Annotated in this window: 11 protein-coding genes; 2 read left to right on the top strand and 9 right to left on the bottom strand. The window is 64.1% G+C overall.

Annotated elements, in window-relative coordinates:
* Positions 1–48: 48 nt before the first annotated feature.
* The 3 genes from PPN31114_RS04505 to PPN31114_RS04495 are packed head-to-tail and all read right to left on the bottom strand — an operon-like array spanning position 49 to position 3,097.
* On the bottom strand, positions 49–1,086 hold the full coding sequence (locus tag PPN31114_RS04505) for an ABC transporter substrate-binding protein (protein ID WP_150678262.1): 1,038 nt from the start codon (positions 1,084–1,086) through the stop codon (positions 49–51).
* Positions 1,086–1,415, bottom strand: coding sequence for a 4Fe-4S binding protein (locus PPN31114_RS04500; RefSeq protein ID WP_150678261.1), 330 nt, complete (start codon positions 1,413–1,415; stop codon positions 1,086–1,088). Before PPN31114_RS04500 ends, PPN31114_RS04505 begins: the two co-directional genes overlap by 1 nt.
* Positions 1,412–3,097, bottom strand: coding sequence for an FAD-dependent oxidoreductase (locus PPN31114_RS04495; protein WP_150678260.1), 1,686 nt, complete (start codon positions 3,095–3,097; stop codon positions 1,412–1,414). Before PPN31114_RS04495 ends, PPN31114_RS04500 begins: the two co-directional genes overlap by 4 nt.
* A gap of 118 nt (positions 3,098–3,215) precedes the next feature.
* Here PPN31114_RS04495 and PPN31114_RS04490 point away from each other — a divergent pair, with 118 nt between their 5' ends.
* The gene (locus PPN31114_RS04490; RefSeq protein ID WP_150678259.1) at positions 3,216–4,136 is read left to right on the top strand and encodes a Crp/Fnr family transcriptional regulator; all 921 of its coding nucleotides are present in this window, start codon (positions 3,216–3,218) and stop codon (positions 4,134–4,136) included.
* A gap of 89 nt (positions 4,137–4,225) precedes the next feature.
* Here PPN31114_RS04490 and PPN31114_RS04485 read toward each other — a convergent pair whose 3' ends face one another.
* Complete coding sequence (locus PPN31114_RS04485; RefSeq protein ID WP_150678258.1) at positions 4,226–4,930, bottom strand: hypothetical protein; 705 nt, start codon at positions 4,928–4,930, stop codon at positions 4,226–4,228.
* A 519-nt stretch (positions 4,931–5,449) separates the two neighbouring features.
* On the opposite strand from PPN31114_RS04485, the gene epsC reads away from it, so the two are divergent.
* Positions 5,450–6,385, top strand: a complete 936-nt coding sequence (gene epsC / locus PPN31114_RS04480; RefSeq protein WP_150678257.1) for a serine O-acetyltransferase EpsC — start codon at positions 5,450–5,452, stop codon at positions 6,383–6,385.
* Positions 6,386–6,482: 97 nt separating this feature from the next.
* Here epsC and PPN31114_RS04475 read toward each other — a convergent pair whose 3' ends face one another.
* The 5 genes from PPN31114_RS04475 to PPN31114_RS04455 all read right to left on the bottom strand — a co-directional run bounded on the left by PPN31114_RS04475 (position 6,483) and on the right by PPN31114_RS04455 (position 13,392).
* Positions 6,483–6,848, bottom strand: a complete 366-nt coding sequence (locus PPN31114_RS04475; protein ID WP_150678256.1) for a copper-binding protein — start codon at positions 6,846–6,848, stop codon at positions 6,483–6,485.
* Positions 6,845–10,069, bottom strand: coding sequence for an efflux RND transporter permease subunit (locus PPN31114_RS04470; RefSeq protein ID WP_150678255.1), 3,225 nt, complete (start codon positions 10,067–10,069; stop codon positions 6,845–6,847). The genes PPN31114_RS04475 and PPN31114_RS04470 overlap by 4 nt, the downstream gene beginning before the upstream one ends.
* On the bottom strand, positions 10,066–11,598 hold the full coding sequence (locus PPN31114_RS04465) for an efflux RND transporter periplasmic adaptor subunit (protein ID WP_150678254.1): 1,533 nt from the start codon (positions 11,596–11,598) through the stop codon (positions 10,066–10,068). The genes PPN31114_RS04470 and PPN31114_RS04465 overlap by 4 nt, the downstream gene beginning before the upstream one ends.
* 11 nt (positions 11,599–11,609) lie before the next feature.
* Entirely contained in the window at positions 11,610–12,932 is a 1,323-nt protein-coding gene (locus tag PPN31114_RS04460; RefSeq protein ID WP_370865828.1) for a TolC family protein, read from the bottom strand.
* 100 nt (positions 12,933–13,032) lie between these two features.
* Complete coding sequence (locus tag PPN31114_RS04455) at positions 13,033–13,392, bottom strand: hypothetical protein (RefSeq protein WP_150678253.1); 360 nt, start codon at positions 13,390–13,392, stop codon at positions 13,033–13,035.
* Between the last annotated feature and the right edge of the window lie 117 nt (positions 13,393–13,509).

The raw sequence follows: 13,509 nt of genomic DNA, 5'->3' as shown, positions 1-13,509 counted from the left end.
TATGGCATCGTGTGGATGCCATGCCTGCCGCCCCGGTCGTTCCAACGTTTAGGCTTGCCACTGCGGCAACGCGAAGTCGTTTCGGATGAGTTTGCCGTTCAGCAGGAAGCGCTTTACGCCGTCGAGTATCTGAATACCCGACGCGGGCAGCGGGTCGGCCGGATAGTTCGAGATGGGATGCGAGATCCGGATGGCGTCTTCGGCGATACCGGTCGTTTGCTTGTGGAAGTTGAAATACGCCTGCGGGTCGCGGTCGATATCCGCGAGCGCGGCCCGACGGGCACGGTTCCACGCAGCGGGCAACTGTGGTGCGCGCGCCAGCACCTCCGACGACGCCACGATGACAGACGATCCCAACAACTCGGGGTGGTCGGTCGCCCGATCGATCACCGGATAGCCTTGCGCCGCGAGCGTCGGTCCGAGATCAGATTGCGCCGCGTAGGCCCCGAGCGAGCCGTGCTCCAATGCCGCACCCGCGTCGCGCCCCAGCATGTGCACTACCCGCGTGCGTCCGGTAAGCCCAGCACCATCGAGCACACCGAGCAAATAGCGGTGAATGTACGAGCCCAGCGGCACCCCGACCGATTTCCCCTCCAGTTCCTTGATGCTGCGTACGCCACCGCGCGGCGTCAGCAGCCAGCTTGCCAACCCAATTTCTTCGAAGCCGATCAGCCGCCCTTTGAGTCCTTGCGACCGAGCGACGACGGCGGGCGTGTCGCCGTAAATGCCCACATCGAGCGTGCCGGAGAAGAACGCTTCGTTCAGATCGGGCCCATTCTGGAACATGTCGAACCGAACGTCGGTAAAGCCCAGCGGGGCCAGTTCGCGCAGCAAGTAGCCGCGCGAGAGCGCATACCCGGTCGGTGCGGCAGGCGCCCGGGCCGGGCCGATCACGCCAAAGCGCAGCGTTTTGCCGTTATTTGTGGCCGCGCGTGCTGCGCCGCCAGCGAGCAGCAGACCACCGGCGAGGGCGCCTTTCAATAAGGTGCGGCGGGTCGTAAAGACCGTGCCGTCGGTGTCGCCGTCGTCAGTCGTCGCGTTCGCCACATTCGCCGAAGCGAGCGGAAGTAATTTGTTTTGCGTCATCAATGTGCCTTCGTCAACAGAACATAACTTGCGTCGAGCGCTGCGGTAGAGCGCCGCCCGGGCCCCCAGCCCACGGCATCGCGATAACTTCCCCACAACGATTCCTTGAGCACGCGCGCCTCGTCGGCGGTGGCGCGGCTGTCTGCATGGGCCGCGACGAACAGGGCGTCTTCCGGGCAATAGAGCTCGCACATGAAGCAGGTCTGGCAGTCGTCGGGCCGGGCAATTTTCGGAATGCCGTCTTTCACGGCATCGAAGACATTGGTCGGGCAGGCGTGCACACAGATGTTGCAGCCCGTGCAGCGCGCTTCGTTCACGATTTCGATCATGCGAGAGCTCCTTCTTTTGCCGGGGTGAGCGCGTCGTACTTTGCGTCGTGCTTCGCGCGATGCCGACGCACCCAGACGTCGTCGAGGCCGCCGCTGATCAGCCGGTGATGCTGTGCGTCGTCGGTGCCGGTAAAGTCGACGCGGCGATGCATGCCACGCGTCTCGGTGCGTTGCTCTGCCGATCGATACATCCACCGTGCCGTCGCGACCATCGCCGCCGCCTCGCGCGCACGCACGGCATACGCCGCCGTGGGTGCAGGCGCGCTGGCGCGCAGTTGCGTCCACAGGGCGTCGAGCCGCCCGAGCGAGTCTGCCAAGCCATCGGCGCTGCGCCACCAGTTGCGCTCGTACGGAAACACTTCGTCCTGCACGGCTTTGACGATTTGTTCGCTGTCGATCGGCGTGATCGGTGTATGCGACGTCGACGTACCCAGTGCCACCGTGCCCGCGCGGTACACCTTACGCGCGGCGGGTGTCGTGGCGCGGTGTGCCCGCGCGTGGGCCGCCGCGCCTGCACCGGCCCAGAAACCCGACGACATCGCCCAAGCGGCGTTGTGACTGCCGCCGCCGGTGAAGCCACCGCAGATCAACTCACGCGTGGCGGCGTCGCCCGCGGCATAGAGGCCAGCCACCGACGTGGCGCAGTCGTCGCCCGTCACGTTCAGTCCGCCCGTGCCCCGCACGGTCCCTTCTAGCCGAAGGGTCACGGGGAAGTGCTGCGTGAAAGGATCGATACCCAGCCTGTCGAACGGCAGGAAGAAGTTGGGCTGGGCGGTGCGCATCCACGCCCGAATTTGGTCGTCGGCTTGGTCGAGGCAGCCGAACACCTTGCGCGACTGAAGCTCGCGGGCGATGACGCCGCGCCCGCGTGCGGACCCCGCGCCGTCGATCTTCACGCCGTCTTCGTCATAGAACGTGGCCCACTTGTAGAACATCGACTTGGTGACCGACGCAAAGGCGGGACCCAGCCCGTAGGCGTTCGAAAATTCCATGCCCGAGAGCTCCGCCCCCACTTCGGCGGCCATCAATTGACCGTCGCCGGTGAGGACATTGCAGCCAAGCGCACGGCTCAGGAACGCGCAGCCGCCCGTGGCGATAACCACCGCACCGGCGCGCACCAGCCACGTCTCGCCCGTCTGGCGATTGACGCCGGATGCACCCGCCACCGCGCCATCGTCGTTCACGAGCAGTTCAAGCGCTGGGCTGTGATCGAGAATGCGGGCACCGGCTTCTTTGACCCGCTTGCGCATCAGGCGCATGTATTCCGGCCCCTGCACCGAGGTGCGCTGCTCGTCGCCGAACTCGTCGACGGGGAACGGATAACCCCACTGCGCGAGTTGCTGGACGTTGCTCCATGTTTGTTCGAGCACGCGGTCCATCCAGGCGTGTTCGGCCAACTGACCGCCCATGTCGAACCGGCTAGCCTTGGCCCGTTCGCGGGCATCGCCCGATGGCGGCACGTACCAAACCGCAGTGCCCGACGGGGCCGTGGCACCGGACGTGCCGCAATAGCCCTTATCGGCCAGCACGACCTTCGCGCCTTTCGCTGCGGCACTCACGGCCGCCCATGTCCCCGCCGGGCCGCCGCCGATCACCAACACATCGGCTTCGAGACGTTTGCCCACAAACGCGTCGGTGACGACGTTCGCCGGTTTTCTCACTTGTGCATTGCCTTCACTCATTTGCACGACCTCCTCATGGGTGCTGTCTGAAGTGGGCGAGGGCGACATATCGCTACCCCGTTGCCACGAATTTCCATATGCCGATTCGTCACTTGGCGCGCAGGCCAAACGCGGTAAGGTGGGCGATTCGCTCGTGCCGCTTTTGCAGCTTTCGCAGCTTTCACCGTTCTCACCGCTTTCGCCGTTCTTCACCGCCATGCCCGCTCCCAACGATCACGCCAACCCCGGCCAGCAGATCTCGCATCGGGCGGCCAGCCTGCTCCCGTTGCAGTCGAGCGGGCGCGACCTGACAGCACAGCAGCGCGACATCGTCTGGACCGCGTTTCGCAACAACGCGGGGTTGCGCGACTGGCCCGATGGCGTGCTCGCCGCCCTCGTGGGGGCGGGCCATCTGCGTACGTATCCCGACGGCACGCTGATCTATGCGGCTGGCGAGGCATGTGCGGACATTCACGTCATCCTTTCCGGCGTGCTCGAATGGGAGTGGTCGAGCCCCGAGGGCGGACGCGCCGTCGAAGACTTCATCCCGCCCGGCGAAGTCGCCAATTTCATTGCCGTGTTGACCGGCGAGACCGCCGTACACAATCAGCGCGCACGCGGTCTCACGCGGTTGTTCCATATCCCTGCCCATGCGTTGAATGCCCAACTCGTGCGTGATCCGACACTCAATGCCTCGCTGTTGCGGTTGATCGCGGGCCGTGCCCGTGGCCTTCACGACCGGCTGGGCCGTCATAGCCTCACGTCGTTTCGCGCCCGTCTGGCGTATCAACTGCTGGCGCTCGCGAAGCGCTACGGGGTACCCGAAGCTGCCGAGGCGGATGGCACGGCCGCCGGTATCACGCTCAGCCTGCGGTTGTCGCAAGAGGACCTTGCCGCGCTGCTCATGGCCTCACGCCAGTACCTCAACCGTGAATTCCGCTGGTTTCTCGATCATCAACTCGTGCGCATTCGCTACGGGCGCATCACGCTGCTCGATTTGGAGATGCTCAGAGAGATCAGTGAGGGCGTCCGGCATGCAGAGATGACGAAGCCATTGTGAAAGCGGGGGGCGGTGACGATCTGTCACCAAGGGGACAGTGCTATGCGTAGTTTCTGCTACGCATAGCACCGATATGACTTTGGACGGGGTTACGCCTGCGGGGGCGGTACGGAAGACATCGACACGGACGCCAGCGATCCGGACGCCAGCGTCATGACCGACCCGGCCCCCCACGCGATCGAGGAGCCGAGTGCATACCAAGCGGCATAGTCGGACTCGTCGTTGTCGGCGGCGCGCACGGACATGCCAGACAGCACGGAAGCGCTAAGGTTGAGGGCGCCGCTCGCCACTTGAAAGCCGCGGCTCCAAGGGTTGCGGGCGGAGTCGGCCACGGCCTGTGCCGTATTGGCGATCGCCCCCATGCCCCAGAGGGCCGACGAGGCATAGCCTGCATACGACGCCGTGTTGCCTGACGTGCGAGTCGCCGTGAAGCCAGCAGCTCCGGCACTGAACGAGAGCCAATTGGTCACGCCTGCCAGCTTGTCGTAGCCCGACGCAGCCCAGTTACCGGCTTCTGCAAGCAGCGCGCCAGTGCTCCAGAGGACAGTGCTCGAACCGGCGGTCATCGTGGCGGCAGCGGGTGACGTCAACTGCGACGACACGGCTGACAACGTGGCGGCAATACCGTCGACGACGCCGCTTGCACCGGCAAGCCCGATCACGCAGCGGGCGCGCGGGTTTTCGTCGACAACGTTGGGTGTCTCCGGAATGGCGATGCTGACTTCCTGGGGCAGCGGATGCGCGTTGCGCAGCGCGTGCGCTCGTAGACGATCGTGCAGATGGATCTCCGGCATTCCATCGCACTCGCTATCGCTCCCGCCGTCTGTCGACGACTGTGCGTCGCTTGCGTCGTCAGACGGAAAATTGGCGGCTTCTTCAAGCAGGGCCAACGCTACGTGTCGCGTCGCCGTTTCGCCTGTGAGATGCGGCTCCGCGAAGGGCCCGTCAGTCCATGTGTCGAGGGAAGCTGTCGACGTACTCGGGGAAGTGACTGGCGACGACGCCAAAGAGGCCGGGCCTGGAGAGCCAGCGCGGGAGACGAGCATAGGCGATAAGAATGAGCGCGAGAAGGTGGGGGCGAAAGCGGGGGCTTTGTGGGGCATGCCGTGCGCTTGTCAAGACGCAGACGCTGAAAAGTCGCCGGGAAAGTCATCAAAAAGATGGTTGCAGCTTAGGGGCGTCGCCCTCTACGGTCTGCCAGGAATCGATCATCTCGCGGCCGTTGCCGCGGGACGAGTGCCCAGGGGGCGGCCGACGCGTTATTCGTTTTTTCATTACTATGGACGGCAATTCCATCAGCAGGAGCTTCACTCGTGGCAGCGTTTGACATTGACGACGTCGTGACCTCATTGCACGCCGCGCGCGTTCGCTGGCGTGACCGGCAGCGGCGTTTTCTCGAGCCCGGCGGGCGCGATCTCCCCTCGCGCGAGCGACTCGCCGATGTGGTCGGGTTGCTCAAAGGCGTGCTGTTCCCCATGCGCCTCGGCCCGCTCGAACTCCATCAGCAGGGCGAGAACTATTACGTGGGCCATGCGCTCGCCACTGCGCTAAACGGTTTGGCCGAGCAGGCCCGGTTGGAATGGCGCTACAAAGACCGGCACGACGCCGACGTCAATGCAGCGCTTGTCGCCGAGCGTGTCCATGCGGCGGTTCAGCAATTCGCTGAACGCTTGCCGCAGATCCGTGAACTGCTCGACTGCGACGTGCTCGCCGCCTATCAGGGCGACCCGGCGGCAGGCAGCGTCGACGAGGTGCTGCTGTGCTATCCGGGCATTCTGGCGATGATTCACCATCGGCTGGCGCATGAGCTCTATCGGCTCGAATTGCCGCTGCTCGCGCGCATCATCGCCGAGCAAGCGCACTCGGAAACGGGGATCGATATTCACCCCGGCGCGCAAATCGGCGCAGGGTTCTTCATCGATCACGGTACGGGCGTGGTGATTGGCGAGACGGCCATTCTGGGTCAGCGCGTGCGGGTGTATCAGGCCGTAACGCTTGGGGCCAAACGCTTCCCGGCGGACGACGACGGCAACCCGCGCAAGGGTCTGGCTCGCCATCCGATCGTGGAAGACAACGTGGTCATCTATGCGGGTGCGACCATTCTCGGCCGCGTGACCATCGGTCAGGGCTCGGTCATTGGCGGGAATGTCTGGCTGACGCAGGACGTGCCGCCTAACAGCAACATCACGCAGGCCAAGTCGCGCAGCGAAGCCGGATCATCGCCGAAAGACGAGTGCGACCGGATCTGATCGCGGCTTAATCGTTCCTGAGACCGGCAGCGACGCCCCTTTGCGGGACGCCGCTGCCGATTCATTCGATCGCTATCAATCGACCGCAGTCAATCGATCACTGCTGCTTTTCCAGTCTGACGATGGTCATGGTGCCGTTCACGTTTTCCACGCGCACCTTGACCTTGTCGCCCTCGTGCACCTGCGCGGCCATCGCTGCGTCTCGGGTCTTGAAGGCCATCGTCATCGCGGGCATGCCCACGTTTTCCAGCGGCCCGTGCTTGATCGTCACCATGCCGGTGGCCGGGTCGACTTTCCTCACCACCGCGTCCGTGAGTTGTGCGCCCGCTGCGGGCTTCGCATGTTGCGCAGGGGGCGACATCGCCATGCCGGGCATGTTTGCCATGTCGCTCGCTGCGAGTGCCAACGTGGCATGGGTGCCGAGCGCGGCCAGTGCGAGTAACGTCATCGACTTCATCTTCATTGCATTTCTCCAGAGGGAATGGAAGGCACTTGCGTGCCGGAAGTAACCACAGGGGTTGGGGTTTCAGGGGTGCCGGGCTCTGCCCGTTCAAGGTGATGAAAGCGTCGGCGCTGTAGCAAGAACCACGCGGCCGGAATGACGAACATCGACAGGAGGGGCGCCGTGACCATGCCGCCGACCATCGGCGCGGCAATGCGTTGCATGACCTCCGACCCCGTGCCGTGACCGATCATGATGGGCACCAAACCGGCAAGCACGACGGCCACGGTCATCGCTTTCGGGCGCACCCGCAGGACCGCGCCTTCGCGAATGGCGTTTCTGAGCATGGCTTCACTCATGGGCTCGCCCAACGCGAGTCGCCGGTCGAGTGCGCCTTTGAGATACAGCAACATGACGACGCCGAATTCCGCCGCCACGCCCGCCAGCGCGATGAAGCCGACCGATGTGGCGACCGAGACCGCGTGACCCAGCATCCAGATAAGCCAGAACCCGCCGACCAGCGCGAACGGCACCGTCAGCATGAGCAATGCCGCGTCCGCTGCCGACTGGAAGGTTAGGAACAACAAGATAAAAATGACCGCGAGCGTCACCGGAATCACTGTGCGCAACGTGGCCGCGGCGCGCGCCAGATACTCGAACTGCCCGGACCACGTGATCGAATAGCCCGGTGGCAACACCACCTGCCCAGCGACCGCGTGCTGCATGGCCGTCACCGCCGTTTGAAGATCGGTGTCGCGAATATCCACATACACATAGCCGGACAGGCGGGCGTTCTCGCTGCGAATCATCGGCGGGCCGTCTGCGAGCGTAATGTCGGCCACGTCGGCTAGCCGGATCTGTGCCCCTCGGTCAGTCACCACTGGCAGTTGGCGCAGCGACTCGAGCGAATCGCGAATCTCCCGTGGATACCGAACGTTGATCGGAAAGCGTTCCCGGCCCGCGATCACTTCCCCAACGTTCTCCCCGCCAATCGCCGACGACACGACCGACTGGACATCGGCCACCGAGAGGTTGTAGCGGGCCGCCGCTTGCCGGTTGACGTTCACGTCGATGTATCGGCCACCGTTCAATCGCTCGGCCAGTGCCGATGTCACGCCCGGCACAGGTTTCACGGCCGCTTCCACCTGCGTGGCGATCTTGTCGATCTGCGTGAGGTCTGGCCCGGAAATCTTCACGCCGACGGGAGTCTTGATACCGGTCGAAAGCATGTCGAGCCGGTTGCGGATCGGCGGCACCCAGACGTTCGACAGCCCCGGTACTTTGACCGTACGGTCGAGTTCATCGACGAGCTTCTCCGGCGTCATGCCCGGGCGCCACTCGCTGCGAGGCTTGAACTGGATGGTGGTCTCGAACATTTCCAGCGGCGCGGGGTCGGTGGCCGTGTCGGCGCGCCCCGACTTGCCGAACACCGTGGCGACTTCCGGGACGGTTTTGATCAAACGGTCGGTTTGCTGGAGCAGTTGCGCTGCTTTGGCCGCCGAAATTCCCGGTAACGCCGTGGGCATATAGAGCAGATCGCCCTCGTCGAGCGGTGGCAGAAACTCGCCGCCCAGCCGCGAAATCGGGATCGCGGTGAGCAGCAGCGCGACGACGGCGATGCCGATGGTGACCCACGGGCGCCGTAAGGTGTGCTCCAGCAGTGGCCGGTAAAGCCGAATCAACACGCGGTTGATCGGGTTCGACGCCTCGTGGGGAATGCGCCCGCGAATCAGGTAGCCCATCAGCACCGGCACCAGCGTTACCGACAGTCCGGCCGCCGCCGCAATCGTGTACGTCTTGGTGAAGGCGAGCGGCGAGAAGAGCTTGCCCTCCTGACCTTCGAGCGAGAACACCGGAATAAACGACAGCGTGATGATGAGCAGCGAGAAGAACAACGCCGGTCCGACCTCGGCGGCAGACTCGGCAATCAACTGCCATCGTTTAGACCCCACGAGCGGTACGCCCGGATGCGCGTGCTCGAAGGCTTCGAGATGCTTGTGCGCGTTCTCGATCATGACGATGGCGGCGTCGATCATCGCGCCGATGGCGATAGCGATGCCGCCTAACGACATCAAGTTCGCATTCACCCCCTGATATCGCATGACGATGAACGCGGCCAACACGCCGAGCGGCAACGACAGAATGGCGACGAAGGCGCTGCGCAAATGGAACAGAAACACCGCGCAGACGAGCCCGACGATGATGAACTCTTCGAGCAGCTTGTCCTTGAGGTTGTCCACGGCGCGCTCGATCAACTGCGAGCGGTCGTAGGTCGTGACGACTTCGACGCCGGGCGGCAGCGACTTCTTCAAGTCCGCCAGCCTGGCTTTGACGGCTTCGATGGTGGTCAACGCGTTCTTGCCCGAGCGCATCACGATGACACCGCCCGCCACTTCGCCTTCGCCATTGAGTTCCGCAATACCGCGCCGCATTTCCGGGCCGACCTGGATGCGTGCCACGTCGCCGAGCATCACGGGCGTGCCGGTCTCGTCGCTGCGCAACGGAATGTGGCGGAAGTCGTCGAGCGTTTGCAGATAACCGGTCGAACGAACCATGTACTCCGATTCCGCCATTTCCACGACAGAGCCGCCTGACGCCTGATTGGCCTTCGATAGGGCGTCGATCACGGTGCTGTGGGGAATGCCGTAGGCGCGCAGCTTGTCCGGATCGAGCACGACCTGATATTGGCGAACCATGCCGCCAAGCGACGCCACCTCAGCGACATCGGGCACCGATTTCAGCTCGAACTTGATGAACCAGTCGTTGAGGGTGCGTAACTGACCCAAGTCGTGTTTGCCGGTGCGATCCACGAGGGCGTATTCGTAGACCCAGCCGACGCCGGTCGCGTCCGGCCCCAGCGCGACCGTCGCCCCCTGTGGCAAACGGCTCTGTACCTGATTGAGATACTCCAGCACGCGCGAGCGCGCCCAGTACTGGTCCGTTTTGTCGTCGAACAGCACATAGATAAAGGCGTCGCCGAACGACGAGTACGCCCGGATCGTCTTCGCCCCCGGTACGCCGAGCAACGTCGTCGTCAGCGGATAGGTCACCTGATCTTCGATGACCTGCGGGGCTTTGCCGGGATACGACGCCTTGATGATGACCTGCGTGTCCGACAGGTCGGGCAGGGCGTCGAGCGGCGTGCGGGCGAGCGAATACACGCCCCAAGCCGCCACGAGTACGGTCGCCAACAACACCAGAAAGCGATTCCGAATCGACCAGCGAATGATGCGGGCGATCATGGCTGGCCTCCGCTCATGCGCTCGACCTTCGTCAACTGGAACCCGTCATCGGTCTGCCGGAAGGCGAAGTGCGCGGTCTGACCGGGTTTCACGTCTGCGAAAGCCTCAGGCGATGGCTTACCGAACGACATCGTCATCCCGGGCCACCCGAGGGCGGGCACCGGTTGATGCGAGAACGTGATGCCGTCGGCAGTGACCGACTCGACTTTGCCAGTCGTCTCGTAAATCTGCGCCGCTACGGCAGGCGCGGATGCCGACGCCGCGCTGGCAGGTTTGTCCGGCGTCGTGACTGGCGTGGTGTCGGCAGCGGGCAGCACCGATTTCAAACTGGCCTCTGAATCGACAAGGAACTGCCCCGATGCCACAACGCGTTGCCCCTCGTTGAGTCCGCTGACAATTTCCGTGTCGCCGCCGAAGTCTTCCCCGATCGTGACATTGACCGGCGCCAAGCGGCCGTCGCCGTTCTGCACGATGACGACCGTGCGCTTGCCGGTCGCAATTACCGCTTCCGACGGTACTAGCAGGCGAGATACCGGGGCTTGTCCGCTGACCCGGACCCGAAGCCACATACCGGGGGTGAGTTTGCCGCTGGCGTTATCGATTTCCAGACGGGCGGATAGCGTGCGGCTGCTCGGGTTGATGCCGGGCAGCACTTCGCGAATGCGGCCGGTCAGATGCTGTGACGCGTCGCTGGCTAAGGTGGCGTCGACGGTCATGCCCGGCTGGACGCGCGCGGCCAAGGCCTCGGGAATGTCCACGACGACCCAGAGCGTCGAGAGCCCGGCGACCTTCGCGAGTGTCTGGCCCGGCGCGACCATCGCGCCGTTACGAACGTTCAATTCCGTGAGAACACCAGCGCGAGGCGATGGCAGGACGATATGTGTCTGTACCGTGCCGGTTCGATCCAACGCCGAAATCACCGCGTCGGGGATGGACAGCGCCCGCATGCGGGCACGGGCCGCCGACAACAGGGTGTCGTCCATATGGCTGCGTTTGAGTGCGAGGTATTCCTCCTGCGGCGCCAACCAGTCGGGGACATATATCGAAGCAATCGACGCGCCTTGCTTGACGCGCTGCATGGGGGCACTGGCATACAGGTGGTCGATGTATCCGGTGACGCGCGACTGGACGACGTCCGCTTGCGACTCATCGAACTGGGTGCTGCCCACTGCCTCGAAGCTTTCGCTCACCGGTTTGCGCTGGACAGTGGCGTACCGAATGCCGAGATTCTGCTGGAGATCGGCATTGATCTTGATGCCGGTTGCCGCCGCTTCATCGGCATAGACGGGCACCAACTGCATGTCCATGAAAGGCGATTTACCGGGCTTGTCGAAGTGCTGGTTCGGCTGCATCGGGTCGTGCCAATACAGGACTTTGCGCTGCACGGCACCGTTCGCCGTGGTAACCGACGGTGCGGTGTTCGCCAGCATTGGCGCGGGTTCGCGCTTGCCCGCGAGGTAGCCTGCGCCGAGTAGTGCCGATGCGGCAAAGAGACCGCCGATTGCCATGACTAGACGTTGTTTTCTCATCTTCGTTTGCCTCATTGGTCAGCCGCCATGCTGGGCGGAACCACCTGATATTCGAGTTGTGCCCATGCCAGTGAGACATCGCGTTGCACATCCAATTGCTGCAACTGCGCGTCCAGCTGCGCACGCTTGGCCGCGAAAATGTCGATCAGTGCGCCGGTGCCTGCCCGGTAGGCCGCAGTGGCCAACAGCACCCGTTGGTCGGCGGCGGGGAGCAGCGTGCCGTTGAGGTTGACCAGACGTTCGCGGCCGTTCTCGATGCGCGTAGCAAGGTCGCGGATGTCGGCTTGCACTTGCCGCTGCGTGTCCTCGAACACGAGGCGGGCGCGCGTGCCTAACTCAGCTTTTTCGGCCACGTCGCGGTCTTGCCGGCTGCCGCGATGGATCGGCAGCGGGATGCTCACGCCGACCGACACCATGTTCGAGTACTGGCCGCCGCGTTGTTGGTACGCGACTTCCCAACTCCAATTGGGCGTGCGCTCGCTGCGTGCCACCGAGGTGTCGGCGTCAGCCGCGGCGATGTCCGCTTCGGCTGAAATGAGCGCGGGTTGGACGCGATCCAGCTGATCGGTGGGGAGCGATGGCACGGCCGAGTCGGCCGCGGGCGGGTCGCCAAGCACGTCGGCGACGGGGGCTGCCGTCCATCGAGACAAGGCGAAGAGGGTGGATTGGAGTGTTTGCTGCGCTTTGAGACGCTGATCTTCTGCCTGCGCGAGCATGGCTTGCGCTTGTGCCACATCGGCGGCGGACGCCTTGGCACCGCGATACGACGCTTTGGTCGCACCGAGCTCGTGCGTCATGTGCATCACCAGCGCTTGCTGCAATACAACGGCTCGCTTGGCGTAAGCGGCGTTCAGCCACGCGGTGGCGGTCTGCTGCCGGACGTTGGCGACTTGCGTCAGATACGCCGCGCGCTCGCGATCGACCATGCGATTGCCAAGGGCAGTGCGCAGTTGGCGCTTCTCGGATGAAACCCATTCTTGCTCGATGCCGATACGGCGCATCGTCATGAAGTCTTGCCCGACGGTGAATCGCTGGTCGCCGTTGATGGGCAGGTTATCGATACCGGCTTTGAGGGTTGGGTCGGGCAGTTGCCCGGCCTTCACGGCAGCTTCCGAGCTTGAGCGCACAGACGCTTGCGCGGCCTGCATGCTCGCCGAGCGGGTTAGCGCAGACTGAAGCGCGGCCTCGAGCGTGAACGGGGCGGCGGATGGGGTGCGGGTCTCCTGCGCGAATGCTTGGGATGCACTCGCGCCGATCAGAGACAGCGCAATGAAGAGGACGCACATAGGCGTCCGGGTGCGCCATGGCATAGGCGCACCGGGTGTCGGATGCATGGTAAAACCCCGAATCGACGAACCCCATAGGGATTCGCGCTCCGTATGGAGCAACCTCGCCGGCTAAGCGCGGCGAGCCTTGATTAACAACTGGCTGGGGTCAGAGCGAAGTGGGTGGGCGCCACGGGCCGTCGGGTGCGCGAACGCTGAGCGAGTCTGCGTAGGCGAACGTGACGGACGTCATGGGGCCGAAGGGCCGGTTGGCCGAGGGAAGATCGACGGGGTGGTAGAGGCTGCCCAGTTGGCACTGGACGGTTGCCTTGCAGAACGGCGCCTTGAGTTTTGCGCCGTCGGGGGCCTTCATGGAATCGCAGCCGGCCATGTCCATGGCCATTGCACCGTCGTCTGCCGACGGCGACATCTGCATCGGACAAGCGCCAGTCAAGCCGCTGGCCGCCAGCCCACTAATGGGCAGCACGGCACAAAGCAGAAAGAGGCAGCAAATCCGCAGGAATTTCATCGTGCGGAGTATAGCAGTCCGTTATGTGCGTAGGTCAACCCCATCCCCCGGAAAGCGAGCATTGCGCGTGCGCCTGCGATTTCGTAGTGTGATGAACCAACGGCGGACGACAACACG

This window comes from Pandoraea pneumonica (assembly GCF_902459645.1).
Lineage (GTDB): Bacteria > Pseudomonadota > Gammaproteobacteria > Burkholderiales > Burkholderiaceae > Pandoraea > Pandoraea pneumonica.
Note: the sequence above shows the minus strand (reverse complement) of the source record. Positions and strands in the feature narration are given on the sequence as shown.